Source organism: Gemmobacter nectariphilus DSM 15620, assembly GCF_000429765.1.
GTDB classification, from domain to species: domain Bacteria; phylum Pseudomonadota; class Alphaproteobacteria; order Rhodobacterales; family Rhodobacteraceae; genus Wagnerdoeblera; species Wagnerdoeblera nectariphila.
Genome location: NZ_AUCM01000013.1, coordinates 19,986 through 42,070 on the forward strand (window position 1 = coordinate 19,986; position 22,085 = coordinate 42,070).

The following is a 22,085-nucleotide window of genomic DNA, read 5'->3' on the forward strand; positions in this document are numbered from 1 at the left end:
AGCCCCCGGGCCCATGCAGATCGTCTGTCTGACGGATCGCCCCCATGCGGCCCCGCGATCATGGCGCGCCCCCTGACAATTGGCGCCGGAACCTGCCATCATGTCCCCAGCACCGCCTTGCAGGAGCCCGCATGACCGCAGCCCAGATCGCCGTCTTCGCCATTCTTGCCGCCACCATGGCGCTGTTCCTGTGGGGCAGGCTGCGCCATGACGTCGTGGCGCTGGCCGCGCTGATGGCCTGTGTCGTTGCGGGGGTGGTGCCCGCCGGGGCGGCCTTTGCCGGTTTCGGCCATCCGGCGGTGATCACGGTGGCCTGCGTGCTGGTGCTGAGCCAGGGTTTGCAAAACACCGGCGCGGTGGACTGGCTGGCGCGTTCGGTCCTGCCGCAATCGGCAGGACGGCTGAGCAGCATGGCGGCGCTGGTCGGGCTGGCGGCGGCGCTGTCGGGCTTCATGAACAATGTCGGCGCGCTGGCACTGCTGATGCCGGTCGCCTTGCGGCTGGCCGGGCGGCTGGGCCTGACAGCGGGGCAGATGCTGATGCCGCTGGCCTTTGGCACCATCCTTGGCGGCATGATGACGCTGGTGGGCACGCCGCCCAACCTGATCGTGGCCGGGTTTCGCGCGCAGGCCACCGGCACGCCCTTTGTGATGTTCGACTTTGCCCCGGTCGGGGTGGCGGTTGCCCTGATCGGCGTTGCCTTCATCGTGCTGATCGGCTGGCGGCTGGTTCCCGCCCGCAAGCCCGCAGGCCGCGAAGGGTTCGAGACCGGCAGCTATTTCACCGAAGTGCGCGTCCCCGAAGGCAGCAAGGCGGTTGGCCTGAGCTTGCGCCAGTTCGAGGCAGGCATCGACGGCGGCATCGCCCAGCTGATCGGGCTGGTGCGCAACGAGGTGCGGATGATGGCCCCCCATGGCGGGCGGCGCATCCGGGCCGGCGACATTCTGGTGCTCGAGGCCGATGTAGGCGCGCTGGGGCAGGCGCTGTCCGCCTATGGCATCGCGCTGGAAGAACAGGTCAAACCCGCACCGGACGCAGGCAAGGCCCCCGATCCTGCAAAGCCGCAGGCCAGGGCGGCGGACAAGGGACAGGACGGCGCCGACAATCCGCTCTCCGGCACCGAGCGCGAGGATGATCTGGTCCTGCGCGAGCTGGTGGTTCTGCCGGGGGCGACCATTGTCGGGCAATCGGCCAGCGATCTGCGGCTGCGCACGCGCTATGGGCTGAACCTGCTGGCGGTGTCGCGCGAAGGCCTGCCGCCGCGCGCGCGGCTGCGCACGCTGCCGCTGCGTTCGGGAGATCTGCTGATGATGCAGGGGCCGGCCGAGGTGATGGCGGTTTTCGTGCAGGACACCGGCTGCGTGCCGCTGGGCGAACGTGATCTGTTCATCCCGGACCGCCGCATGGCCGCGATGGCCGCAGCGATCATGCTGGGCGCGGTGGCAGTCGTCACGCTGGGGCTGCTGCCGGCCTCGGTCGCCTTTGCGCTGGGGGTGCTGGCCTCGATGCTGCTGCGCACGGTGCCGCCCCGGCAGGTCTATACCGCCATCGACTGGCCGGTCATCGTGCTGCTGGCCGCGCTGATGCCGGTGGCCGATGCGATGCAGACGACAGGGGCCGCCGATCTGCTGTCGCGCTTTCTGGTCGAGACCATCGCGCAGGGCAGTCCGGTTGCCGCGCTGGCCGTGGTGCTGGTCACGACGATGTTCCTGTCGGATGTGATGAACAACGCGGCAACGGCGGCCGTGCTGTGCCCGATCGCCATTGGCATCGCCGCCTCGCTTGGGGTCAATCCCGACAGTTTCCTGATGGCGGTGGCGATTGGCGCCTCGTGTGCCTTCCTCACGCCGATCGGGCACCAGAACAACACGCTGATCCTCGGCCCCGGCGGCTTTCGCTTTGGCGATTACTGGCGCCTTGGCCTGCCGCTGGAGGCGCTGGTCGTGGCGGTCAGCCTGCCGCTCTTGCTGGTGTTCTGGCCGCTTTAGGCCAGATCCCCTGCGCGGCCGCCGCGCGGCCTAATGCGCGGGCAGCTGGTCCGGCGCGCCGGGCTTGTGATGCAGGGCCAGCCGGTCGACTATGGTTTCCGAGGCCGCATTCATGCCGACGATCTCGACCTGCGCGCCAGCCCCGCGGAACCGCAGCACCGCCAGGTCCAGCGCCTGCACGCTGGAGATGTCCCAGATATGCGCGCGGCTGACGTCGATCACCACGCGCGCGGGCACATCGGCATAGTCGAAGGCATTGGCGAAATCCTCGACCGAGCCATAGAACAGCTGGCCCTCGACCACATAGGTGCGGGTCGACCCGTCCGGGGATGTCACGATGTCCACCCGGAACAGCTGGGCGATCTTGGCGGCGAAGAAGATGCCCGACAGCAGCACGCCGACCAGAACGCCGATGGCAAGGTTGTGGGTCCAGACCACCGCGACCACGGTGGACAGCATGACGACCGAGGACGAGCGCGGATGCGTGCGCAGGTTGCGCAGCGAGGTCCACGAGAAGGTGCCCACCGACACCATGATCATGATGGCGACCAGCGCGGGCATCGGGATCCGGGCCACCCAGTCGCCCAGGAACACCACAAGGATCAGCAGCACGAACCCGGCGGTAAAGGTCGACAGCCGCCCGCGCCCGCCCGATTTGACGTTGATCACCGACTGGCCGATCATCGCACAGCCTGCCATGCCGCCGATGAACCCGGTCGCCATGTTGCCGATGCCCTGGCCGATGCATTCCTGATTGCGGTCGGACCGGGTGCCGGTCATGTCATCGACGATGTTCTGCGTCATCAGGCTTTCCAGCAGGCCGACGACCGCCACGGCGACCGAATAGGGCAGGATGATCTGCAAGGTCTCCAGCGTCAGCGGCACATCGGGGATCAGGAACACCGGCAGCGTGTCGGGCAGTGCGCCCATGTCGCCCACCGTGCGCACATCCCAGCCGAACACCATGGTCAGCGCCGTCATCACGATGATCGTCACCAGAGGCGAGGGGACGGCGCGGGTGAGGCGCGGGAACAGATAGATGATCGCCAGCGCCCCCGCGACCATCGCATAGGTCAGCCAGCTGACGCGGCGCGGGTCAAGTTCCGGCAGCTGCGCCAGGAAGATCAGGATCGCCAGCGCGTTGACAAAGCCGGTCATCACCGATTTCGACACATAGCGCATGACGAAGCCAAGCCGCAGCACCCCCGCGCCCACCTGGATGAGCCCCGCCAGCACCGTCGCCGCCAGCAGGTATTGCAGCCCGTGGTCGCGCACCAGCGTGACCATCAGCACTGCCGTTGCCGCCGTCGCCGCCGAAATCATCGCCGGGCGCCCGCCCGTGAAGGCCAGCAGCACCGCGATGGAAAAGCTGGCATACAGGCCCACCTTGGGATCGACCCCCGCGATGATCGAAAAGGCGATCGCCTCGGGGATCAGCGCCAGTGCGACGACCAGTCCTGACAGCAGATCGCCCCGGATGTTGCAAAACCACTGGTCACGATATGAGGGGCGCGTGCTCATCAATAGGGTCTCCTGCCGATGCTGGTGGCCATCGGCGTTGATCTTTGGCGTTTTCGGGTTGTCCGGCGGGTCGGCGGCCGCACGAGCCACCCGGGGGGCGGGGTCCATGCGCTGCGGTGCAGCATAGGGTCTGGCGGCCCGAATGCCAACCCGGCAGAGCCGGTTTGTACCGAAACGACAGGGGGGCCGGGCGATGTGACGTCGCGGCGCAGCATGGTGCTGGCGCGACGGAATGCAGCGGGGCGGGCGTTTGCCCTGTACGATGATTGCGCCCGTCGGCTAGCATTCGGCCCGGGGCGAAATTTGCGGAGAAATCGGATGTTTCGTGTCAAGCTGGTATTCTGGGGCAGCCTTGTCGTCCTGTCGGGGCTTTGGCTTGCGGCGGCGCCGGATGTGTTCGGGGCCTCGGGCCTCTTTGCGTTGCGCGCCTTCATGCAGCAATACACCGGGGTTCTGGCCTTTGGCATGATGAGCATCGCGATGATCCTGTCGCTGCGCCCGCGCTGGCCCGAAGGCTGGCTGGACGGCCTGGACAAGGAATACCGCCTGCACAAGTGGCTGGGGAGTGGCGCGCTGGTGCTGTCCATCGCCCATTGGCTCTGGGTCGAGGCGCCGAAATGGGCGGTTGGCTGGGGGCTGGCCCAGCGACCCCAGCGCGGCCCGCGCCCCGAGATCGAGGATCCGGTTGCCGCGTTTCTGTCCGGCTATCGCTCAGCGGCCGAGGGCGTCGGGGAATGGGCCTTTTATGCGGCCGTCGCGCTGATCGTCATCGCGCTGGTCAAGCTGGTGCCCTATGGCATCTTTCGCCGCCTGCACCGGCTGCTGGCGCCGATCTATCTGGCGCTGGCGTTTCACACGGTGATCCTGACCGAAGTCAGCTACTGGACCCAGCCGGTGGGCATCGTGCTGGCGGTGCTGCTGCTGGCGGGCAGCTATGCGGCTGTCATCTCGATTCTGGGCCGGATCGGGGCGGGGCGGCGCGTTCCAGGCAAGATCAGCGGGCTGACGCAGTTCCCCGGCGTTCGCGCGCTGGAAAAGCTGATCACGCTGGACCCCGGCTGGCCGGGGCATCAGCCGGGGCAGTTCGCCTTTGTCACCTCGGACCCGCGGGAAGGGGCGCATCCCTATACCATCGCCTCGGCCTGGGATCCGGCCAGCCGGCAGATCGGATTTGTCGCCAAGGCGCTTGGGGATCATACGGCCCGGCTGGGGACGCAGTTGCAGGTGGGTCAGCCCGTGACGGTCGAGGGGCCCTATGGCCGCTTCACCTTTGACGACGAGTGCCCGGTGCAGATCTGGATTGGCGGGGGCATCGGCATCACGCCCTTCATCGGGGCGATGAAGGCGCGGGCGGCGGCTGGCGGCACGGGGGGCAAGACGATCCATCTGTTCCACACCACCGCCGAGGTCGACGAAGAGGCGCTGGCCAGGGTGCGCGCCGATGCCGAAGCCGCAGGGGTGACGCTGCATCTGCTGATCGATGCGCGCGACGGGCGGCTGAACGGCGCGCGCATCCGCGAGGCCGTGCCCGACTGGCGCAAGGCGAGCATCTGGTTCTGCGGCCCCGAAGGCTTTGGCGCCGCGATCCGCAAGGACATGGCGGCCCATGGGCTGCCGGTCGCGCGCCGGTTCCATCAGGAACTGTTCCAGATGCGCTAGGCCCGGATGGCGGGCCATTGCGGGGCGCCTGCGGCCTTGGCGCATATCAGCCTTGTCCGCCCGGGGCCGGACCGCCTAACTTGAGCGTGTCGCGGCCCGATCATCGGGCCGCCCGGATCAAGGGCCAGCCCGGTGTGTGCAAACCCGACCCCGCCCCAGACCGCCCCGGCACCGCAGGTCGTGCTGCGTGCCGAGGCGCTTGCCAAGGTCTACCGCACCGGCCCTGTCGAGGTTCATGCCCTGCGCGGCGTCGATCTGGCGCTGCATCAGGGCGAGCTGGTGGTTCTGCTGGGGGCCTCGGGCTCGGGGAAGTCGACGCTGCTCAACATCCTTGGCGGGCTTGACCGGCCGACCAGCGGGCAGGTCTGGTTCGGGGGGCAGGACCTGACCCATCTGTCGGATGCGGGCCTGACCCGTTATCGGCGCGACAACGTGGGGTTCGTGTTCCAGTTCTACAACCTCGTGCCTTCGCTGACCGCGCGCGAGAATGTCGGGCTGGTGACCGAGATCGCCGCCAACCCCATGCCCGCAGAAGAGGCGCTTGGCTGGGTCGGCCTGACTGCCCGCATGGATCATTTCCCGGCCGAGCTGTCGGGGGGCGAACAACAGCGCGTCGCCATTGCCCGTGCCATCGCCAAGCGCCCGGGCCTTTTGCTGTGCGACGAGCCGACGGGGGCGCTGGACAGCAAGACCGGCATCACCGTGCTGGAGGCGCTGGTGCGGGTGAACCGCGAGCTGGGCGCCTCGACGGTGCTGATCACCCATAACGCCGCGATCCAGGCGATTGCCGACCGGGTCATCACCATGGCCGACGGGCGGATTTCGGGCGATACGCGCAACGCCCATCCGGTAGCGCCCTCAAAGGTCAGCTGGTGATGCGGGCGCTGAATCGCAAGCTGCTGCGCGATCTGCGCCGGATATGGCCGCAATCGGTGGCCATCGCCCTGGTGCTGGCCTGCGGTGTCGCGGTGCTGGTGATGGCGACGGGCACGCTGCAATCGCTTTCGGAAACGCGGGCGGCCTTTTATGAACGCCAGCGCTTTGCCGATGTCTTTGCCACGCTGACCCGCGCGCCCAAGGCCATCGCCGACGAGGCTGCGGGGATCGAGGGCGTGGCCGCGGTCGAAGCCGGGATCGTGCTGCCGGCCATCGTCGATCTGCCAGGCATGACCGAAGCCGCCACGGCCCGCGTCATGTCGCTGCCCGAGGCGGGCCAGCCCGCGCTGAACCTGCCGCTGCTGCGCTCCGGCCGGCTGCCCGATCCCGCGCGCCCCGACGAGGTGGCCCTGTCCGAGGCCTTTGCGACCGCAAGCCGCCTTGGTCCGGGCGAGGCCATTGCCATCACGCTGAGCGGGCAGCGGCACGAGCTGCGCGTGACCGGGCTCGTGCTGTCGCCCGAATATGTCTATGCCATCGCGCCGGGGTCGATGACACCGGATGACCGGCACTTTGGCCTGATCTGGATGAACGAAGCGGCCATGGCCGAAAGTGCCGATCTGCAAGGGGCGTTCAACACGCTGGCGCTGGGCCTTGCGCGCGGGGCCGATGAACGGGCGGTGATCGCGGCGCTGGACCGGCTGCTGTCGCCCTATGGCGGCATCGGCGCCCATGGGCGCGACCGGCAGACCAGCCATGTCTTTCTGGATGGTGAACTTCAGCAACTTGGCACCATCGCCAGCCTGATGCCGCCGGTGTTCCTGATCGTCTCGGCCTTTCTGGTCAACATGGTGCTGGGCCGGCTGATCGGACTGGAGCGGGGGCAGATCGGCTTGCTCAAGGCCTTTGGCTATTCGACCCGCGATGTGGCGCTGCACTACATCAAGATGAGCGCCGGGATTGGCGTGCTGGGCGTGGCGCTGGGCCTGTCGCTGGGCTGGCTGGCGGGGCACTGGATGACCGCGCTCTATGGCGACTACTTCCGCTTTCCCTATCTGATCTATGCGCCGGGGGCAGGGCCGGTGGTGCTGTCGGCCGTGCTAGGCATGGCGACGGTGACGGGCGGCGTGTTGCGCGCCGTGCTGGCCGCCGCGCGCCTGTCGCCGGCCGAGGCAATGGCCCCCAGCCCGCCGCCCCTGTTCCGTCAGGGCTGGCTGGACCGTCTGGGGCATGGGGCGGGGTTGCGGCAGACGACGATGATGATCCTGCGTTCGATCATCCGCTGGCCCGGACGCGCGGCGGTTACGTTCTTTGGCGTCGGTGCCTCGGTGTCTGTGCTGGTCGCCTGTTTCTACATGTTCGACGTGGTGGCGATCTTCATGGACGAGGTGTTTGTACTGTCGAACCGGCAAGATGCCACCCTGGCGCTGAGCCAGCCGGTCAATGATGTCGCCATCGTCGATGCGCTGGCCTTGCCGGGGGTGCGGCTGGCCGAGGGCGCCTTTGCCGTGCCGGTGCGGCTGCACAGCGGGCCCGTCAGCCGCACGACGACCTTGCAGGATTTCCGCCCCGGTGCCGAACTGACCCGCCTGCTGACGCCCGAAGGCCAGCCCGCCACCTTGCCCGGTGACGGGCTGGTGCTGCCCGATCGGCTGGCCGAGCGCCTGGGCGTGCGACAAGGCGCTCGGGTCGCGGTCGAACTTCTGACCGGATCGCGCGAGACATGGGAGGTGCGGGTCGCCGCCATCATCCGCCAAAGCCTGGGCGAGCAGGCCTATATGGCCAATGACGCGCTGTTTCGCCTGATGCGCCAGCCGCCGCAGGTGAACATGCTGCATCTGCGGATCGACCCGGCGGGCCTGCCGGCGCTTCATGCCCAGGTCAAGGCCACCCCGGCGATTGCGGGCCTGACCCTGTGGACCGACGTCAAGGCCGAGATCGACGCCACGATGGACCGATCCATGCGTGTCGTCACCACGATCTTTTCCGGCCTTGGCATGTTGATCGCGCTGGGTGTGGTTTACAATGCGGCCCGCATCCAGCTTTCGGAACGCGCGCATGAGCTGGCCACCCTGCGCGTGCTGGGCTTTTCCCGGCGCGAGGTGGGCTATGTCCTGGTGGGCGAGATGATGCTGCTGTCCGTGCTGTCCATTCCGGTCGGCTGGCTGGGCGGCTGGGGGCTGGCGGTGCTGTTGCACCGCGGGTTCTCGTCGGATCTGGTCAATCTGCCCTTCGGGATCACCCGGCACAGCTATGCGCTGGCGGCCGTGCTGGTGCTGGGCTCGGCGCTGCTGGCGGCCTTGTGGGTGCGGCGCGGTCTTGACAAGGTGGATCTGGTCATGGCGCTCAAGCAAAGGACGTAGGATCATGCGGCTGATCAGAATGGCACTGGCTGCCGGCATGGGGGCAGCCGCGATCGGGGCGGCGGTCTGGGCGCTGTGGCCGCGTCCGCTGCTGGTCGATCTGGTGCGCGTGGCGACCGGGCCGATGGTGGTCATGGTCTCGGCCGAAGGGGTCACCCGGGTACGCGAGACCTGGACCGTCACGGCGCCGATCTCGGGCACGCTGACCCGCTCGCCCGTGCGCGAGGGCGATGCCGTGACCAAGGACGTGACCGAGGTTGCGCAGATCCTGCCGGCCGCCGCGCCCTTGCTGGATGCCCGCGCCCGTGCCCAGGCCGAGGCGGCGGTGACCGAGGCCGAGGCGGCCGTGCGCCAGGCCGAAGTCGCGCTGGCCCAGTCCGTCTCGAATGCCGATCATGCCGAAGCGCAGCTGGCCCGCGACCGGGCCCTGGCAGAACGCGGCACGATTTCCGCCCGCGCGCTCGAGGACAGCCTGCAGACCATGCGCACCGCCACTGCCGCGCTGGAAGCCGCGCGATTCGATCTGGATTTGCACCGTGCGACGCTGGAGCGGGTCAAGGCACAGCTGGACGGCCCCCGGATCGTCCCTGGCACGGCCGAGGCCGGCGATTGCTGCATCCGCCTGCGCGCCCCGCAGACCGGCACGGTGCTGACAGTGACCGACCTGAACGCCCGGCCGGTGCAGGCGGGCGAGGTGCTGATGACCATGGCCGATCTGCAGGATCTGAAGGTCGAGGTGGATCTGCTGTCCACCGATGCCGTCCGGGTGCGTCCCGGCGCGGCAGCGCGAATCGAGCGTTGGGGCGGCCCCGGTGTGCTGGAGGCGCGGGTCGATCGCGTGGACCCGGCCGGCTTTACCCGCGTCTCGGCCCTCGGGATCGAGGAACAGCGCGTGCGTCTGCATCTTGATTTCGTCACGCCCCCCGAAGCCCGCGCGGGCCTCGGCGATGGCTACCGGGTCTTTGTGCGGGTCGTGGTCTGGTCGACGGATGCGGTGCGCCAGATCCCCGAAAGCGCGCTGTTCCGCGATGCGGGCGGCTGGGCGGTGTTCCGCGCCGTGGAAGGCCGCGCCCGCCTGACCCCTGTCACCATCGGTCAGGCGCAAGATGGCATGGTCGCGGTCGAAAGCGGTCTGGCCGATGGCGATCTGGTCGTCGCCTATCCCGGAAACCGCATCGCCGAAGGCGCGGCCATCGCGGCGCGCGACTAAGCGACAGGCGATCGCGATTTATGCTGCCCATCGTGGTGCAAGAGAGGTTTTCAAGCCTCGCGCGCTGACCTAACCTCGCCCTCGCGAAGAGGGAGACGCAATGATGGACGCTTTCGGCACGGCGCAAGGTGGACGGCGCGAGGATATCCGGTTTCTCAAGGGCGAAGGCCGCTATGTCGATGACATCGCGCCGGCCGGGGCGCTGTTTGCCGCCTTCCTGCGCGCCCCCGTGGCCCATGCGCAGATCGCCGGGCTGGACACGGCCCCGGCGCTGGACGTGCCCGGTGTGCGGCTGGTGCTGACCGCCGATGACCTGCTGGCGGCGGGCGTCAAGCTGGGGATGCGCGGCTATGCGGTGACCGGCCCCGATGGCCGGCCCGGCGCGGCCCCCGAACGCCCGGTGCTGGCCCGTGGCCGCGTGCGCTTTGTCGGCGAGCCGGTGGCCTGCGTCATCGCCGACAGCGCCGCCGCCGCCCGCGACGGGCTCGAGGCGATCGCGGTTGACTTCCACGATCTGGAACCCAAGCTGGATACCGCACCGGGTGGCACGCCGATCCATGACGAGGCACCGGACAATGTGGGCTATCGGTTCGAACTTGGCGATGCTGCGGCCACCGAAGCCGCCTTTGCCGCTGCCGCTCACCGGGTCAGCGCCCGGATCGAGGACAGCCGCATCATCGTTGCCAGCATGGAGCCGCGCGGCGCCTTTGCCGAATGGGAAGATGGGCGGCTGCATCTGTGCGTGAACGGGCAGGGTGTCTGGGGGCAAAAGGCGCAGCTTTGCGCCCAGCTGGGGCTGGACCCCGATCAGGTGCGCGTCACCAACCCCGATGTGGGCGGCGGCTTTGGCATGAAGGCCATGGCCTATCCGGAATATTTCGTCATCAGCCATGCCGCGCGGGTGCTGGGCCAGCCGGTGCGCTGGATGTCTGACCGATCCGAGGCGATGCTGACCGACAATGCCGGCCGCGATCTGGTCTCCGAGGTGGAGCTGGCCTTTGACGCCGGGCTCAAGCTGACGGCCTATCGCGTCAACACCTTGTCAAACCTTGGGGCCTACAACTCGCAATTCGGGCAGGGCATCCAGTCGGAGATGTTTTCCAAGGTGATGACAGGGGTCTATGACATTCCGGTGGCGCATCTGGCGGTGCAGGGGATCTATACCAACACCACGCAGGTCGATGCCTATCGCGGCGCCGGCCGGCCCGAGGCGATCTATGCGCTGGAATCGGCCATGGATCATGCGGCCCGCGTTCTGGGGGTTGACCGTTTCGATCTGCGCCAGCGCAGTTTCATCCGCGACTTTCCCTATCGTACCGTGGCCGGGGAAAACTACGATGTCGGGGATTTCTCGGGCCTTCTGGGCAAGCTGGTGGCCGAAGCCGATGTGACCGGCTTTGCCGCCCGGCGCGCTGGCAGCGAAGCGGCGGGCAAGCTGCGCGGCATGGGCCTTGCCTGTTACATCGAGGCGATCCTGGGCCAGCCGACCGAACATGCGCAGGTCGATTTCGACGAGGATGGCGGGGTCACCCTGCGGGTCGGCACGCAGTCGAACGGGCAGGGGCATGAAACGGTCTATGCCCGGTTCCTTGCCTCGGAAACCGGCATTCCCGAAGATCGCATCCGCATCCTGCAAGGCGACAGCGACCAGATCCCGGCAGGCGGCGGCACGGGCGGCTCGCGGTCGGTCACCATCCAGACGACGGCGACGCGCAGCACGGTGACGCAGATGGTGGCGGCCTATGCCGACTTCCTGACGCCGGAACTGGGCGATACCCCCGCCTTTGAAGATGGCGCCTTCCGCGTGCCCGGCGCCAACCGCAGCATTTCCATGCTGGATGCGGCGCAGATGGCCCGTGCGGCCGGCCGGACCGATCTGCTTTCGCACCGGACCGAGGCGCGGATCACCCAGCGATCCTTCCCCAACGGCGCCCATCTGGCCGAGGTGGAGATCGATCCCGAAACCGGCCGCGTCACGATTGACCGCTATACGATCGTCGATGATTTCGGCACGCTGCTGGCGCCCGAACTGGTGCTGGGCCAGGTGCATGGCGGCGTCGTGCAAGGCGCGGGGCAGGTGCTGCTGGAACAGGTGGTCTATGACGATCTGGGCCAGCCGCTGACCGGCAGCTTCATGGATTACGCCATGCCGCGCGCAACCGACATGCCGTTCTTTGCCATCTCGTTTGCCCCGGTTCCGGCCACCGGCAACCCGCTGGGCATGAAGGGCTGCGGCGAGGCGGGAACGGTCGGGGCCATGGGGGCGGTGGCGAATGCCGTGCGCGATGCGCTGGCCGGGCAGGGGATCGGCTGGGCTGACATGCCCTTTACCCCCGCGCGCGTCTGGGCTGCCTTGCAGGCCGCGCCCTCATGATCCGCATCGGGGACATCATCGACTGGCTGGAACGCCCGCCCATCCGCGCGACCAGCCCGGAGCCCGGCCGCGGACCCGCCATTCATGTGGTGATCCTTGATGGCACGATGTCCTCGCTTGATCCTGGCCACGAAACCAACGCCGGGATCACCTGGCAATTGCTGAACGAGGCGCGCAGCACGGCGCGCCTGTCGCTGTATTACGAACCCGGCCTGCAATGGCAGGGCTGGGGGCAGGCGCTGGATGTGGCGGCCGGGCGCGGCATCAACCGCCAGATCCGCCGGGCCTATGGCGTGCTGGCCAGCCGCTATCGGCCCGGTGATCGCATCTTCCTGTTCGGCTATTCGCGCGGGGCCTATGCGGTGCGCTCGCTGGCAGGGCTGATCGACCGCATGGGCCTGCTGCGCCGCGAAGAGGCGACGGAGCGCGCGGTCCTGCTGCTTTACCGGCATTACCAGACCAACCCGCACAGTGCCGCCGCCCGCCGCCTGTCGCGCCGCCTGTGCCATCCCGATGCCAGCATCGAGATGATCGGGGTGTGGGATACGGTCAAGGCGCTGGGGCTGCAACTGCCGGTCCTGTGGCGTTTCACCGAGACGCCGCACCGCTTTCACAATCACGAGCTTGGCCCATCGGTGCGCCGCGGCTATCAGGCGCTGGCCTTGAACGAGACGCGCGCCGTGTTCGAGCCTGTCCTGTGGACGAGCCGCGAAGATTGGCCCGGTCGCATCGAACAGGTCTGGTTCCGCGGCGCCCATGGCGACATTGGCGGGCAGATCGGCGGCTTTGTCGCGGCGCGGCCGCTGGCCAATATTCCGCTGACCTGGATGCTGGACAAGGCCGAAGGCTGCGGCCTGCCGTTGCCGTCAGGCTGGCGCGCCCGGTTTCCGTGCGATCCGGCGGCGCCCATGGTCGGGACCTGGCAGGCCTGGGGCAAGATTTTCCTCAACCGTCATCGCCGGATCATCGGGCGCGATCCGTCCGAACGCATCCATCCGACCGCCGTGACGCCGTCGGGCCCGCAGGCGCCTTCGGGCGCTCTTGGGCTGCCGCTGGCCAGCCCCTGACGGCGGGGGCGGCTTTGGCGGAAGCAGCGCGCAGGGGGCCTTCTGCCCCCTCTTGGCCTGGCGGCCAATTCACCCCCGAGGATATTTGGATCAAGGCGAAAGCCGGCGGGGGCGAGGACCGGCACCTCGCATGAAAGATACGGTGGTAGCGCGTGGCCGAAGTGCCCAGCTTGCCCTTGGGCGTCTGGCAGGCTAGTCCATCGGCCAACCCAAGCGCCCGGAGCCCGCCATGGCCAATGACCCCCGCAGGCCGCGCCTGTTTTCCCGTCTGTGGGCCGACTATCTGCGCCCCCATCGCCTTGGCATGGCCTTTGCCTTTGTGGTCCTGTTGATCGAGGGCAGCACGCTGGCCCTGCTGGCCTGGATGCTCGAGCCGCTGTTCGACCGTGTCTTCGTCGCCGGGGACGGTGCGGCGATCTGGTGGGTGGGTGGGGCGATCTTCGGCCTGTTCGCGGTGCGGGCGCTGACCTCGGTGGTTTCCAAGACGCTGCTGACGGCCATCTCGCTGCGGTCGGCCACGCAGATGCAGGTCGATCTGCTGCGCCGCATCCTGACGCTGGACATGCGCTTCTTTCAGGACAACCCGCCCGGCGCGCTGATCGAGCGGGTGCAAGGCGATACGCTGGCGGTGCAGGGCATCTGGCAGGTCATGCTGATGGGGATCGGGCGCGATGTGATCGCGCTGGTCTGGCTGATGGGGGTGGCCTTGCAGATCGACTGGCGCTGGACGGCTGCCGCGCTGGTCGGGGCGCCGCTTCTGTTGCTGCCCACGCTGGCCGTGCAGCGCTATATCCGCCGCAAGACCGCGGCGCTGCGGGTCCGCTCGGGCGAGCGGGCGACCCGGCTTGACGAGGTGTTCCACGGCATCGCCACCGTCAAGCTCAACCGGATGGAGGGCTATCAGGCCACGCGGTTCGAACGGATCGTGGGCGATATCGTCAGCGGTCAGGTCAAGATGGCCTTTGGCCAAAGCTTCATCCCGGCGCTGATTGACCTGGTGACCGGGCTTGGCTTTTTCCTGGTGCTGATCCTTGGCGGGCGCGAGATCATCGAGGGCGAGCGGACGGTGGGCGAGTTCATGTCGTTCTTCACCGCCATGAGCCTGACCTTTCAGCCGCTGCGCCGTCTGGGTGCTTTGGCAGGGACCTGGCAGACGGCGGCGGCCAGCCTTGAGCGGATCTATGCCTTTCTGGATCTGCGCCCTGCCGTCGTCGCCCCGCCCCATCCTGCCCGCCTGCCGGCCAAAACGACGGTGGTCTTTGACGATGTCAGCCTGTCCTATGGCGAGGCCGAGGTCTTGCGGGGCCTGTCGCTGACCGCCGAGGGCGGGCAGCGCACCGCCATCGTCGGCCCGTCGGGCGCGGGCAAGTCGACGCTGTTCCACCTGCTGACCCGGCTGGTCGATCCGCAATCGGGCAGGATTTCCATGGGCGGCGTGCCGGTGGCCGATTTCGACCCGGCCGATCTGCGCAGCCAGATCGCGGTGGTCAGCCAGGATTCGTGGCTGTTCGACGAGACCTTGCGCGAGAACCTGACGATGGGGCGCAGCGATCTGAGCGAGAGCGATCTGCGCGCCGCGCTCGAAGCTGCGAATGCGGCCGAGTTCGTCGACCGTCTGCCGATGGGGCTGGACACCCCGGTCGGCCCGCGCGGCTCGGCCCTGTCGGGGGGACAGCGCCAGCGGGTGGCGATCGCCCGCGCCATCTTGCGCAATGCGCCGGTGCTGCTGCTGGACGAGGCGACAAGCGCGCTGGATGCGGCCTCGGAGCGGCTGGTCGGCGAGGCGCTGGACCGGCTGGCGGCCGGGCGCACCACGCTGGTCATCGCGCACCGGCTTGCGACGGTGCAGGGGGCGGACCGGATCGTGGTGATGGACCGGGGGCAGGTGGTCGATCAGGGCACCCATGCCGAACTGCTGGCCCGCGGCGGGCTGTATGCGGACCTGTGCCGGCTGCAATTTGCAGATGGTTGAGCGGGCAAGGGGGCCAGCCCCCCGTCGTCATCGGGCCTCGAACCAATGGCGCCCCAATGACGCCCCCCCCGCCAAAGGGGGCTGTCTGCCCCCTTTGGAAACCCCCGAGGATATTTCCGGACAGATGAAAGGGGCCGCTCAGCCTTTGGGGCGTGCGGCCTTTTCGGCAATCCCCGAGGTGCCTTCGCGCGCGTCCAGCACGGCCATCACCTGATCCAGCGACACATCGCGCGCGGCAAGCATCACCAGCAGGTGATAAAGCACATCCGCCGCCTCGGAGGCCAGCTTGTCGCGGTCGCCCTTGACCGCCTCGATGATCGCCTCGACCGCCTCTTCGCCGAACTTCTCGGCGCATTTTTCCGGGCCCTTGGCCAGCAGCTTGGCCGTCCAGGAACTGTCCGGATCGGCGGATTTGCGCGCCGCGATCGTGGCGGCCAGGCGGGTGAGGGTATCGCTCATGTCAGGCGCACCGGGATGCCGGCGGCCGCCATATGCGCCTTGGCCTGAGCGATGGTATAGGTGCCGAAGTGGAAGATGCTGGCGGCCAGAACCGCGCTGGCATGGCCCTCGATCACGCCTTCGACCAGATGGTCCAGCGTGCCGACGCCGCCGCTTGCGATCACCGGGATATCCACGGCATCGGCAATCGTGCGGGTCAGCGGCAGGTTGAACCCCTGTTTCGTGCCGTCCCGGTCCATCGAGGTCAGCAAGATTTCGCCCGCGCCCTTGGCCGCGACCGTGCGGGCGAAGTCCACCGCGTCGATGCCCGTCGACTTGCGCCCGCCATGGGTGAAAATCTCCCACCGGCCAGGGGCGACCGTCTTGGCGTCGATGGCGACCACGATGCACTGGCTGCCGAAACGGTCCGCCGCCTCTGCCACCACGTCGGGGTTGGCGACAGCGGCCGAGTTGAACGAGACCTTGTCCGCCCCCGCGAGCAGCAGCGCCCGCACGTCCTGATGTGTGCGCACCCCGCCGCCCACGGTCAGCGGCATGAAGCATTGCTCGGCCGTGCGGGTGACCAGATCGAACATCGTGCCACGGTTTTCATGCGTGGCATGGATGTCGAGAAAGCACAGCTCGTCGGCACCGGCGGCATCATAGGCGCGCGCAGCCTCGACCGGGTCGCCGGCGTCGATCAGGTTGACGAAGTTGACGCCTTTGACCACGCGGCCATCAGCGACATCGAGGCAGGGGATGATGCGGGTCTTGAGCATGCGCCGATATAGGGCCATGCAGGGAAAAAGGGCAAGGGAGCGTGCGATGCGGGTGATGGGTCTGGTGCTGGTTCTTGGCGGTTGCGCGGCGGCAATGCCCGTGCCGCAGCCTGCCCCGCCGCCTTCGGGGCGAGAAGCGAGGGTCGCGGCCGAATGCCGGATGCTGGCACAGGCCCATGCCGAAACGCTTGCGCGCGGGCTGATGGCGCCGCCCGACATCCTGGTCGGCTGCCCGGGGCACGAGACGCTGCGCGATGCCATGCCGCTGGCGGCCCAGACGGCCGCGCTGCGGGCCGCCAATGCCGCGATCCTGCCCCCCGAGGTCGTGGCCAGCGGGGCTCAGGGCGCACGGATTTATCGGCGCATGATCACCCGCGGCGTGCCCGAGGCGGTCGCGGCCCATGTCGCCCGGGGCCCGCTGTTTGCCGCCGCCGCCAAAGTCTAGGCGTTCGGCCCTGCGGCTGGCGTTGCAGGGTATTTGAAGAAAGGTGAAGCAGCGCGCTACGCCTCCCCATTTCGGCTTGATGCAAATATCCCCGCCGGAGGCATCCGGCATTTGCCACGGGCGGTGTCGGCGGGAATCGGGGCGCGGACCGGGAAAATTGTGGTATCTGGATACCTTAATGCATAAGTCATTGAAATGTATGTAAACTATTCGAGTTGCCGCGCTTGACTGTGCGCCTTCAATCCTGCATACGGCAGCATCCTTTCACGCCGGGGGTCCAGTGCCCCCGATGCAAGCACAGGTCAGACCATGAAAACCTTCACCGCAACCCCTGCGGACATCGAGAAGAAGTGGATCCTGATCGACGCCGAGGGCGTCGTTCTGGGCCGCCTCGCCACGATTGTCGCCAAGATCCTGCGCGGCAAGCACAAGCCGACCTTCACGCCGCACATGGACATGGGCGACAACGTGATCGTGATCAATGCCGACAAGATCCAGATGACCGGCGCCAAGCGCGACGACAAGGTCTATTACTGGCACACCGGCCACCCGGGCGGCATCAAGAGCCGCACCGCGCGCCAGATCCTCGAAGGCAACCACCCCGAGCGCGTGGTGACCAAGGCCGTCGAGCGCATGATCAGCCGCAACCGTCTTGGCCGTCAGCAGATGACCAACCTGCGCGTCTACGCCGGGGCTGACCACCCGCACGAGGCTCAGCAGCCCGAAGTGCTGGACGTCAAAGCCCTGAACCCGAAAAACACCCGGAGCGCCTGATCATGTCGGACATCAAATCGCTCGACGACCTGAAGGCAGCCGTGGCCGGCACCTCGGCCGCCGCCCCCGAAGAAGCCCCGCGTGAGCCGGTGCGCGATTCGCTCGGCCGTTCCTACGCGACCGGCAAGCGCAAGGACGCCGTCGCCCGCGTCTGGGTCAAGCCCGGCACCGGCAAGGTCATCGTCAACGGCAAGGACATGTCGGTCTACTTCGCCCGTCCGGTGCTGCAGATGATCCTGAAGCAGCCGTTCCAGATCGCCAATGTCGAAGGCCAGTTCGACGTGCTGGCCACCGTCAAGGGCGGCGGTCTGTCGGGTCAGGCCGGTGCGGTCAAGCACGGCATCTCGAAGGCGCTGCAGCTTTATGAACCCAGCCTGCGCGGTGCGCTGAAAGCCGCCGGCTTCCTGACCCGCGACAGCCGCGTCGTGGAACGGAAGAAATACGGCAAGGCGAAAGCCCGCCGCAGCTTCCAGTTCTCGAAGCGCTGATCGGTTCCGCAAGGACTGTATCGAAAGGCCCGCCGTTCTGGCGGGCCTTTTGCGTTCCGGGGCCATGTGGTTTTCGCCCTTGGCGGTGTGTCAGCGACCAGAGGGGCGACACGCGTCGGCGCCTGCAAGGCCAGCCAGTCAGCCGGGCAGGTGTCCGGCCTGCCTTGGGTCGTCAGCCAATGCCGCGACAGACCGCGACGCACAAAAAAAGAAGGCCGGATTGCTCCGGCCCAGGAAGGGGACTTTTGCGGCGGGTCTCAGCCCTGCCAGAAGGGTTTGAGCGATTCGGCCCGTGCATCGACCGGGTCCAGCCCGATGTCGCGCAAAAGATGCGGGTCGAGATGTCGGATCGCGCGGCGGGTGCGGCGACGGGTTTCCCAAGCCACGACGATCAGCGCGATCGCCAGAACGATCCGCGAGAGTGGGGGCAAGGGGCGCATCGCGCTGTCAAGGGCGATGCCTGCATGAGTCGACGGCATCATCATCCACCTTTTGTATTGATACAATCCGATAAAGCTCGTATCAATCCCATACATTGTGCTGATGGCAGCCACCAGAGAAACTTTGTGATGAATACAATCTGGACTCCCGATCTGTCGGCCTTTGACGGGCCCAAGTATCAGGCCCTTGCACGGGCCATGCGCGATGCGGTGCGGCGGGGCGATCTGCCGCCGGGCGCGCAATTGCCCACCGTGCGCGATCTGGCCTGGCGGTTGGGCATCACGCCGGGAACGGTGGCGCGCGCCTATCAGCTGGCCACGCAAGAGGGGCTGGCCGAGGCCGTGGTGGGCCGCGGCACCTTCATCGCCGAACCTTCGCGCCCTGGCCCGCGCGTTCCGCTGCATGTCGAACCCGATACCCGCGTGATCGACATGCGCTCGCCGCAAATGCCCGAGGTCGGGCAGGGCGATGCCATTGCCCAGGCGATGCGCGCGGCGGCCGGGCGGCTGGAAGGGGCCTGGCTTGGCTATCCGGCGCAGCGCGATGAAATGCCCCTGCGCCATGCGGTTTGCGGCTGGCTGTCCGATCTGGTGCTTGGGCCGGTCGCGGCCGAGGATATCGCGCTGGTCAACGGGGGGCAGCATGGCATCAACGTGGTGATGCAATGCGTCTTGCGCGGCGAGCGTCCGGTCGTGCTGACCGAGGATCTGGCCTATCCGGGCCTGCGCCATGCCGCGCGGCTGGTGCGGGCGGAAACGGTGGGCGTTGAAACCGACAATCAGGGGATGCGCCCCGATGCGTTTGAGGCTGCGTGCCGGCGCCACATGCCCAAGCTGGTCTGCCTGACGACCGAGGCACAGAACCCGACGACCGCCCGCATGGGGGTGCAGCGCCGCGCCGATCTGGCCGAGATCGCGCGGGCGCATGAGGTCTTTGTGCTCGAGGACGACTGCTATTCGGTCGCGGGCGATCGCCTGCCGGCCTTTCGGGCCCTGGCCCCAGAACGCACCTTCTATGTCGGCAGCCTGTCCAAATCGGTCTCGCCCGCGCTGCGGCTGGGCTGGGTGTTGTGCCCGGTCGGCATGGGCGATGCGGGCCGTCTGACCGTGCAGCACGGACAATTCGCCCTGTCGCGCCCGCTGACCGCGATCTGCGAGGAACTGCTGCTGTCGGGCGCCGCCCGGCGCCTGCGCGATGGCGTGCGCGAGGAGCTGTCGGCGCGGACCGAGGCGATGGTCAATGCCCTTGGCGCCTTTGATCTGGCCTGGCAGGCGGGGTTGCCCTTTGCCTGGCTGCATCTGCCGATCGGCTGGCGCGCCTCGACCTTTGCCCGCGCGGCCGAGGCCGAGGGCGTCTTGCTGCGCACCGCCGATGAATATGCCCTGGTTCATGGTCGCGCGCCCAATGCCGTGCGCCTTGCCATCCCCGGAGATGTGAGCCGCGAGCGGTTCGAGCAGGGCCTTGCGGTGCTGACCCGGCTTCTGGGCGCGCCGCCGGCCGATCTGCCGGTCTGATGTGTGGCAGGAAAGACTCGGGCGCCGGCGGATTTTCGCCGCCCCGTTGACCCATGGTCAGCAAGCGGCGAAAGTCTGCCGAACAGAGCAGCAACGAGACCAGAACATGGCCGCCAGTTTCTCCTATCACAGCGCCCGCGGCGCTTCGGATTTTCTGGGCCTTCGCCGCAGCCGGCGCGGGCAGACCGAGATTGTCTATGACGATGGCATCGCCTGCCGCATCGTCTGGCGCGTCATCACAGAGGTGCCGGACGAGGCCCCGCTGCGCGAGGCGCTGGAAAGCGCGGTGGCAGAAATGCGCGTCTTGCCCGCGCTTTACGCGGAACTGAAACGCCGCGCCATCGCGATCGAGGCCATCGCGCGCTGAATCACTTCCCTTCGCGCCGACCCTGTGCAAGATGAATGGAAACACCGATCCGTCCGACAGGGGGCGTCATGAGTTCCGAAGGCGCGCTGCACCGGCTTCGCCGGTCCGAGGCAGCAAACGGGCTGGCTTTGATCAGCCCTCCGGCGATCTATGCCGTGCTGCTGCTGGCCGCCCCCCTTGGGCTGCTGTTCCTGTATTCCTTCCTGAAGGATGGTTATCTGACCATCATCTGGGAATTCTCGCTGCAGAACTACATCGATGCCTGGGGCGATCCCCTGGTGCGCACGGTCATGCTGCGATCCTTGTGGGTCGCCATGATGGTGACGCTGGTGACGGTGGTGCTGGCCTTTCCGGTCGCCTATTTCGTCAGCTTTCATGTCCAGCCCTCGCGCAAGAGCATGTGGCTGTTCCTGATCACCATTCCGTTCTGGACCAGCTATCTGATCCGGGTCTTCCTGTGGAAGGTGATCCTGGGCTTCAACGGGGTGATCAATTCGGGGCTGATCGGCCTTGGCATCATCGACGAGCCGCTGACCTTCATTCTGTATAACGTCAATTCGGTGGTGATCACGCTGGCCCATGCCTATGCGCCCTTTGCCATCCTGCCGATCTTCGTGGCGCTGGAAAAGATCGACCGTTCCTTGCTCGAGGCGGGGCAGGATTTGGGCGAAAGCCAGCTGATGACCTTCTGGCGCGTCACCCTGCCGCTGGCCATGCCGGGCGTCATTGCCTCGGTGCTGATCGTGTTCATTCCGACCATTGGCGATTACGTCACGCCCCAGCTGCTGGGCGGGCCCGAAGGGCGGATGGTCGCGAACCTGATCCAGCTGCAATATCTGCGGCTTGACAACTATCCGGCCGGCTCGGCCATCGCGGTTTCCGCCATGCTGATGGTCACGGCGATCAGCCTGATCTTCCTGTTCCTCAACCGTCGTTTCCTGCGGGGTCCGAAATGAGCGGCGGCCGCCTGTTCAAGACCTATGCGGTCGCCTACCTGCTGTTCCTGTATGCGCCGATCATCCTGTTGCCGATCTTTGCCTTCAACGATGGGACGATCATCGCCTTTCCGTTGCAAGGCTTCACCACCAAGTGGTTCGAGGCGATGGTGTCCACCCCCACGCTGCATACGGCGGTGAAGAATTCGCTGATCATCGCGGTGTCCTCGGCGGTGCTGGCGACCTGCCTTGGCATCTTCACCGCCCGCGCGGCCACGCGCTACAACTTTCCGGGCAAGGGGGGCATCGCCGGGCTGGTCATGCTGCCGCTGGTGCTGCCGGAAATCATCGTGGCGGTGTCGCTGTTCGGGGTGCTGCTGGGCCTTGGCATTCCGCTGACGATCTGGACGGTGATCCTGGGCCATGTGCTGATCTGCACGCCCTATGCGGTGGCGATCCTGAATTCGGCCTTCCAGTCGCTGGACCGCTCGCTGGAAGAGGCCGCCTATGATCTGGGCGAGACGCGCTGGTCAACCTTTCGCCTGATCATCCTGCCGCTGGTGGCACCGGGGATCGTGTCGTCGCTGCTGATCTCGTTCACCATCAGCCTTGATGAGTTCATCATCGCCTTCTTCCTTGCAGGGACCGAACCCACGCTGCCGGTCTACATCTTCTCGCAGTTCCGGTTCCCGCAATCGGTTCCCGTGATCATGGCGCTGGGGACCATCCTGGTGCTGCTGTCCATCGTCCTTCTGACTGTCGCCGAATATTTCCGCCGCCGCGGTATCGCGAAATCCGGCGGCAAGGATACCGGAGGTTTCCTGTGAGCACGCCTGCACCTTCCCTCGCCAAAGCCTCCGAAGCCGAACGTGCC

The 22,085-nt window shown here is 67.5% G+C and carries 19 protein-coding genes and 1 other annotated feature; of the genes, 15 read left to right on the forward strand and 4 right to left on the reverse strand.

Translation table 11 applies throughout. The features are described 5' to 3' along the window. Positions 1–131 precede the first annotated feature (131 nt). Positions 132–1,988 carry an SLC13 family permease gene (locus G481_RS0113730; protein ID WP_028030553.1) on the forward strand — a complete coding sequence of 619 codons (1,857 nt, stop codon included), beginning with the start codon at positions 132–134 and terminating at the stop codon, positions 1,986–1,988. 30 nt (positions 1,989–2,018) lie between these two features. On the opposite strand, the gene G481_RS0113735 is transcribed toward G481_RS0113730, so the two are convergent. After that, positions 2,019–3,509, reverse strand: coding sequence for a SulP family inorganic anion transporter (locus G481_RS0113735; RefSeq protein ID WP_028030554.1), 1,491 nt, complete (start codon positions 3,507–3,509; stop codon positions 2,019–2,021). 56 nt (positions 3,510–3,565) lie between these two features. Continuing rightward, positions 3,566–3,618 (reverse strand) — a sequence feature (sul1 is cis-regulatory element that is thought to sense ions involved in sulfur or methionine metabolism; They are found in Alphaproteobacteria). Positions 3,619–3,827: 209 nt separating this feature from the next. Between G481_RS0113735 and G481_RS0113740 the strand changes: the two genes are divergently transcribed. The 7 genes from G481_RS0113740 (at position 3,828) to G481_RS0113770 (ending at position 15,030) form a co-directional block, all read left to right on the forward strand. Beyond that, positions 3,828–5,168, forward strand: coding sequence for a ferredoxin reductase family protein (locus tag G481_RS0113740; protein WP_028030555.1), 1,341 nt, complete (start codon positions 3,828–3,830; stop codon positions 5,166–5,168). Positions 5,169–5,300: 132 nt separating this feature from the next. Further along, positions 5,301–6,044, forward strand: coding sequence for an ABC transporter ATP-binding protein (locus G481_RS0113745; RefSeq protein ID WP_084450926.1), 744 nt, complete (start codon positions 5,301–5,303; stop codon positions 6,042–6,044). Beyond that, positions 6,044–8,407: an ABC transporter permease gene (locus G481_RS0113750; RefSeq protein ID WP_028030557.1), complete on the forward strand. Its 2,364-nt coding sequence runs from the start codon at positions 6,044–6,046 to the stop codon at positions 8,405–8,407. The genes G481_RS0113745 and G481_RS0113750 overlap by 1 nt, the downstream gene beginning before the upstream one ends. 4 nt (positions 8,408–8,411) lie before the next feature. Beyond that, the gene (locus G481_RS0113755; RefSeq protein WP_028030558.1) at positions 8,412–9,617 is read left to right on the forward strand and encodes an efflux RND transporter periplasmic adaptor subunit; all 1,206 of its coding nucleotides are present in this window, start codon (positions 8,412–8,414) and stop codon (positions 9,615–9,617) included. Between the two features lie 103 nt (positions 9,618–9,720). Next, positions 9,721–11,991, forward strand: coding sequence for a xanthine dehydrogenase family protein molybdopterin-binding subunit (locus G481_RS0113760; RefSeq protein WP_211235209.1), 2,271 nt, complete (start codon positions 9,721–9,723; stop codon positions 11,989–11,991). After that, the gene (locus tag G481_RS23825; protein WP_051294536.1) at positions 11,988–13,058 is read left to right on the forward strand and encodes a DUF2235 domain-containing protein; all 1,071 of its coding nucleotides are present in this window, start codon (positions 11,988–11,990) and stop codon (positions 13,056–13,058) included. The genes G481_RS0113760 and G481_RS23825 overlap by 4 nt, the downstream gene beginning before the upstream one ends. Positions 13,059–13,287: 229 nt before the next feature. Then, positions 13,288–15,030: an ABC transporter ATP-binding protein gene (locus G481_RS0113770; protein ID WP_028030560.1), complete on the forward strand. Its 1,743-nt coding sequence runs from the start codon at positions 13,288–13,290 to the stop codon at positions 15,028–15,030. A gap of 138 nt (positions 15,031–15,168) precedes the next feature. Here G481_RS0113770 and G481_RS0113775 read toward each other — a convergent pair whose 3' ends face one another. Together G481_RS0113775 and hisF are read right to left on the reverse strand one after the other, a co-directional pair. Further along, positions 15,169–15,489, reverse strand: coding sequence for a phosphoribosyl-ATP diphosphatase (locus G481_RS0113775; RefSeq protein ID WP_028030561.1), 321 nt, complete (start codon positions 15,487–15,489; stop codon positions 15,169–15,171). Beyond that, positions 15,486–16,247 (reverse strand): imidazole glycerol phosphate synthase subunit HisF, encoded by a 762-nt coding sequence (gene hisF / locus G481_RS0113780; RefSeq protein WP_028030562.1) that lies wholly within the window; start codon positions 16,245–16,247, stop codon positions 15,486–15,488. Before hisF ends, G481_RS0113775 begins: the two co-directional genes overlap by 4 nt. A 46-nt stretch (positions 16,248–16,293) precedes the next feature. Here hisF and G481_RS0113785 point away from each other — a divergent pair, with 46 nt between their 5' ends. From G481_RS0113785 to rpsI, 3 genes are all read left to right on the forward strand, one after another. Beyond that, positions 16,294–16,692: a hypothetical protein gene (locus G481_RS0113785; RefSeq protein WP_028030563.1), complete on the forward strand. Its 399-nt coding sequence runs from the start codon at positions 16,294–16,296 to the stop codon at positions 16,690–16,692. A gap of 309 nt (positions 16,693–17,001) precedes the next feature. Further along, complete coding sequence (gene rplM, locus G481_RS0113790) at positions 17,002–17,466, forward strand: 50S ribosomal protein L13 (RefSeq protein WP_028030564.1); 465 nt, start codon at positions 17,002–17,004, stop codon at positions 17,464–17,466. A gap of 2 nt (positions 17,467–17,468) precedes the next feature. Next, a complete protein-coding gene (gene rpsI / locus G481_RS0113795) occupies positions 17,469–17,954 on the forward strand; it encodes a 30S ribosomal protein S9 (protein ID WP_035026079.1) in 486 nt (161 codons plus the stop codon). Positions 17,955–18,211: 257 nt separating this feature from the next. Here the strand turns inward: rpsI and G481_RS0113800 are convergent, their stop codons facing one another. Continuing rightward, positions 18,212–18,433, reverse strand: coding sequence for a DUF1127 domain-containing protein (locus G481_RS0113800; RefSeq protein ID WP_342666587.1), 222 nt, complete (start codon positions 18,431–18,433; stop codon positions 18,212–18,214). A 90-nt stretch (positions 18,434–18,523) separates the two neighbouring features. Between G481_RS0113800 and G481_RS0113805 the strand changes: the two genes are divergently transcribed. The 4 genes from G481_RS0113805 to G481_RS0113820 all read left to right on the forward strand — a co-directional run bounded on the left by G481_RS0113805 (position 18,524) and on the right by G481_RS0113820 (position 22,038). Next, on the forward strand, positions 18,524–19,909 hold the full coding sequence (locus G481_RS0113805; protein ID WP_035026083.1) for an aminotransferase-like domain-containing protein: 1,386 nt from the start codon (positions 18,524–18,526) through the stop codon (positions 19,907–19,909). A gap of 106 nt (positions 19,910–20,015) precedes the next feature. Further along, the gene (locus tag G481_RS0113810; RefSeq protein ID WP_028030568.1) at positions 20,016–20,276 is read left to right on the forward strand and encodes a hypothetical protein; all 261 of its coding nucleotides are present in this window, start codon (positions 20,016–20,018) and stop codon (positions 20,274–20,276) included. A gap of 68 nt (positions 20,277–20,344) precedes the next feature. Then, on the forward strand, positions 20,345–21,232 hold the full coding sequence (locus G481_RS0113815; RefSeq protein WP_028030569.1) for an ABC transporter permease: 888 nt from the start codon (positions 20,345–20,347) through the stop codon (positions 21,230–21,232). Then, on the forward strand, positions 21,229–22,038 hold the full coding sequence (locus tag G481_RS0113820) for an ABC transporter permease (RefSeq protein ID WP_028030570.1): 810 nt from the start codon (positions 21,229–21,231) through the stop codon (positions 22,036–22,038). Before G481_RS0113815 ends, G481_RS0113820 begins: the two co-directional genes overlap by 4 nt. The last annotated feature ends 47 nt before the right edge of the window (positions 22,039–22,085 follow it).

Bases quoted from the DNA above. Each gene is read 5' to 3' on its own strand.
- G481_RS0113730 (WP_028030553.1), top strand. From the start codon at position 132: ATGACCGCAGCCCAGATCGCCGTCTTCGCCATTCTTGCCGCCACCATG.
- G481_RS0113735 (WP_028030554.1), bottom strand. From the start codon at position 3,509: ATGAGCACGCGCCCCTCATATCGTGACCAGTGGTTTTGCAACATCCGG.
- G481_RS0113740 (WP_028030555.1), top strand. From the start codon at position 3,828: ATGTTTCGTGTCAAGCTGGTATTCTGGGGCAGCCTTGTCGTCCTGTCG.
- G481_RS0113750 (WP_028030557.1), top strand. From the start codon at position 6,044: ATGCGGGCGCTGAATCGCAAGCTGCTGCGCGATCTGCGCCGGATATGG.
- G481_RS0113755 (WP_028030558.1), top strand. From the start codon at position 8,412: ATGCGGCTGATCAGAATGGCACTGGCTGCCGGCATGGGGGCAGCCGCG.
- G481_RS0113760 (WP_211235209.1), top strand. From the start codon at position 9,721: ATGGACGCTTTCGGCACGGCGCAAGGTGGACGGCGCGAGGATATCCGG.
- G481_RS23825 (WP_051294536.1), top strand. From the start codon at position 11,988: ATGATCCGCATCGGGGACATCATCGACTGGCTGGAACGCCCGCCCATC.
- G481_RS0113770 (WP_028030560.1), top strand. From the start codon at position 13,288: ATGGCCAATGACCCCCGCAGGCCGCGCCTGTTTTCCCGTCTGTGGGCC.
- G481_RS0113775 (WP_028030561.1), bottom strand. From the start codon at position 15,489: ATGAGCGATACCCTCACCCGCCTGGCCGCCACGATCGCGGCGCGCAAA.
- hisF (WP_028030562.1), bottom strand. From the start codon at position 16,247: ATGCTCAAGACCCGCATCATCCCCTGCCTCGATGTCGCTGATGGCCGC.
- G481_RS0113785 (WP_028030563.1), top strand. From the start codon at position 16,294: ATGCGGGTGATGGGTCTGGTGCTGGTTCTTGGCGGTTGCGCGGCGGCA.
- rplM (WP_028030564.1), top strand. From the start codon at position 17,002: ATGAAAACCTTCACCGCAACCCCTGCGGACATCGAGAAGAAGTGGATC.
- rpsI (WP_035026079.1), top strand. From the start codon at position 17,469: ATGTCGGACATCAAATCGCTCGACGACCTGAAGGCAGCCGTGGCCGGC.
- G481_RS0113800 (WP_342666587.1), bottom strand. From the start codon at position 18,433: ATGCCGTCGACTCATGCAGGCATCGCCCTTGACAGCGCGATGCGCCCC.
- G481_RS0113805 (WP_035026083.1), top strand. From the start codon at position 18,524: ATGAATACAATCTGGACTCCCGATCTGTCGGCCTTTGACGGGCCCAAG.
- G481_RS0113810 (WP_028030568.1), top strand. From the start codon at position 20,016: ATGGCCGCCAGTTTCTCCTATCACAGCGCCCGCGGCGCTTCGGATTTT.
- G481_RS0113815 (WP_028030569.1), top strand. From the start codon at position 20,345: ATGAGTTCCGAAGGCGCGCTGCACCGGCTTCGCCGGTCCGAGGCAGCA.
- G481_RS0113820 (WP_028030570.1), top strand. From the start codon at position 21,229: ATGAGCGGCGGCCGCCTGTTCAAGACCTATGCGGTCGCCTACCTGCTG.